This is a genomic window from Microbacterium sp. (assembly GCF_049661145.1).
In the GTDB taxonomy this organism is placed as follows: domain Bacteria; phylum Actinomycetota; class Actinomycetes; order Actinomycetales; family Microbacteriaceae; genus Microbacterium.
The window spans coordinates 1-2999 of record NZ_JBASZT010000239.1 but is presented as its reverse complement, the minus strand read 5'-3'; the positions used below and the strand labels follow the sequence as shown (position 1 = coordinate 2999).

Annotated in this window: 2 protein-coding genes; one reads left to right on the top strand and one right to left on the bottom strand. The window is 69.0% G+C overall.

The genetic code is table 11. The features are described 5' to 3' along the window. Positions 1-2179, bottom strand: a 2179-nt coding sequence (locus tag WBP48_RS10205; RefSeq protein ID WP_424439847.1) for an NADP-dependent isocitrate dehydrogenase, incomplete at its 3' end; no start/stop codon positions are given. Between the two features lie 314 nt (positions 2180-2493). On the opposite strand from WBP48_RS10205, the gene WBP48_RS10200 reads away from it, so the two are divergent. Beyond that, on the top strand, positions 2494-2946 hold the full coding sequence (locus WBP48_RS10200) for a GNAT family N-acetyltransferase (RefSeq protein ID WP_424439844.1): 453 nt from the start codon (positions 2494-2496) through the stop codon (positions 2944-2946). The last annotated feature ends 53 nt before the right edge of the window (positions 2947-2999 follow it).

Here is a 2999-nt window from a genome sequence, read left to right as displayed (position 1 = left end):
GGCGCATGACGGCCGTCACGAGCGCCTCGTCGGGGTGGTAGTAGCCGCCGAGGTCGACGGGGTGGCCCTGGACGCCGCCCAGCTCCGCGACGATCGTGGCCTCGGCATCCGTCAGCGCCTGCGCGACCGGCGCGAAGGCGGCGGCGAGCTCCGCGTCGGCGCTCTGGCGCGCCAGCTCCTGCGCCCAGTACAGGCTCAGGTAGAAGTGGCTGCCACGGTTGTCGATCGTGCCGAGGGCACGGCCCGGCGAGCGGTCCTCCTCGAGGAACGTGCCGGTCGCGGCATCCAGCGTGTCGGCGAGGACCTTCGCCTTCGCGTTGCCGGTGTACTCCGCGAGGTGCTCGAAGGATGCCGCCAGCGCGAAGAACTCGCCGAGCGAATCCCACCGCAGGTAGTCCTCCGCCACCAGCTGCTGCACGTGCTTGGGGGCGGACCCGCCGGCACCGGTCTCGAAGAGGCCGCCGCCGGCGAGCAGCGGCACGATCGAGAGCATCTTGGCGGAGGTCCCCACCTCGAGGATCGGGAACAGGTCGGTGAGGTAGTCGCGCAGCACGTTGCCGGTCACCGAGATCGTGTCGAGCCCCTGACGCAGGCGCGCGAGCGAGTACTTCGTCGCCTCGGCCGGCGGCAGGATCACGATCGTGATGTCGTTCGTGTCGAGGGTCGCGAGCGCCTGGTGCACCTTGCCGATGAGCTGCGCGTCGTGCGCGCGGTTCACGTCGAGCCAGAAGACGGCGGGAACGCCGGTCGCACGCGCCCGCGAGACGGCCAGGCGCACCCAGTCCATGATCGCGATGTGCTTGGCCTGGGTGGCGCGCCAGATGTCGCCCGCCTCGACGTGGTGCTCGATGAGCACCGTCCCGTCGGCGTCGAGCACCTCGACGACGCCGTCGGCGGGGATCTCGAACGTCTTGTCGTGGCTGCCGTACTCCTCGGCGGCCTGCGCCATGAGCCCGACGTTCGGCACGGTGCCGATCGTCGCGGGGTCGAGCGGGCCGTTCGCGATGACGTCGTCGATCACGGCCTGGTACACACCGGCGTACGACGAGTCGGGGATGACGGCGATCGTGTCGTCCTCGCCGCCGTCGACGCCCCACAGCTTGCCGCCGTTGCGGATGAGGGCAGGCATCGACGCGTCGACGATGACGTCGGAAGGCACGTGCAGGTTCGTGATGCCCTTGTCGCTGTTGACGTAGCTGAGCCGCGGACCGTTCTCGAGGTCCGCCGCGATGTCGGCGGCGATCGCGTCTCCGCCTTCGACCTCGCCGAGGCCGGCGAGGATCGCGCCGAGCCCGTTGTTGCCGTTGAGTCCCGCCTCGGTCAGCGTCGCGCCGTAGGTGTCGAAGACATCCCTGAAGAACGCGCGCACGACGTGACCGAAGATGATGGGGTCGCTGACCTTCATCATCGTCGCCTTGAGGTGCACCGAGTACAGCACGTTCTCGGCCTTGGCCTGCGCGATGGTGTCCGCGAGGAACGCGTCGAGCGCCTTCGCCGACAGGAACGTCGCGTCGATGACCTCGCGCGGCAGGACTTTGAGCCCCTCCTTGAGTACCGTCACGGTGCCGTCGGTGGCGGTGTGCCGGATGCTCAGGACGTCGTCGTGCGCGGCGATCCAGCTCTTCTCGTTGCTCTTGAAGTCGTCGTGGCCCATCGTCGCGACTCGCGTGCGCGACCCCGCCGCGAACGGCTTGTTGCGGTGCGGATGCTTGCGCGCGTAGCTCTTGACCGACAGCGGCGCGCGGCGGTCGCTGTTGCCCTCGCGCAGCACCGGGTTGACGGCCGAGCCCTTGATGCGGTCGTAGCGCGCGCGGATGTCCTTCTGCTCGACCGTGGCGGCGTCATCCGGGTAATCGGGGATGTCGTAGCCCTGCGACTGCAGCTCCGCGATTGCGGCCTTCAGCTGGGGAATGGATGCCGAGATGTTCGGCAGCTTGATGATGTTCGCCTCGGGGAGGGTCGCGAGTCCCCCGAGTTCGGCGAGCGCGTCGCCGACCTGCTGCTCCGGGGTGAGCCGCTGCGGGAACGCCGCGAGGATGCGGCCGGCGAGCGAGATGTCGCGGGTGTCGATCTCGACGTCGGCGAGACCCGCGAACGCCTTCACGATCGGCAGGAACGACGCGGTCGCCAGCGCTGGCGCCTCGTCGGTGTGGGTATAGATGATGGTGGACTCAGGCACGTGTGTCTCTCTCTTCGAGCGTCGCAGCCGCGGGCTGTGAGGGCGTCGTGGGGTCGGACTCACCCTATCGCACCGCCCGAAAGTATCTCGACGTCAAGATATCTCCCGGTCGGCCGCTCACCCTCGTGACCCGAAAGTCTCGCATCCCCGAGGCAGACTTTCCCGCCCCACGGCGCGGCAGCGCCACTGAAAAGCTGACGCGAACGTTGCGCAACATGACCCAGACTCTCTCGCCCCACGGCGCGGCAGCGCCACTGAAAAGCTGACCCGAAACGCGGATGCGGCGCAGCACGCGGGGAAGGTAACCTGAGCATATGAGCGAGCTGCGCCTTGAGGAGTTGTCGGCCGCGACGATCGTCGCGGTCAACGCCATGTCACTCAAGCCCGGGCAGGAGCAGTATCTCGCGCCCACGAGTTATGCCGTCGCCGGCGCCGTCGTCAACCCGAACACGGCCTGGCAACGTGTCGTCCTCGACGGCACCGAGGTCGTCGGGTTCGTCAGCGCGAACTTCGATCCCGACGCGCCGCACGAGCACTTCCAGTCGGTGCTGTGGCGCATCAACGTGGATGCCGACGACCAGGGCCGCGGCGTCGGTCGCTTCGCCGTGGAGAATCTCCTCGACGAAGCGCGCACGCGCGGCCTCGACCGGGTCGACGTGATCTACGAGGCCGGCGAAGAAGGACCCGAGGCGTTCTTCCGCCGCGTCGGGTTCATCCCGGTCGACGAGACCGAGTACGGCGAGGTCGTCGCCGAGATCCGCCTGTAGCGCGGGCCCCGGGCGCGGCACCCCGTTCCCGCGCCTCCACCGCCCGCCCCGCC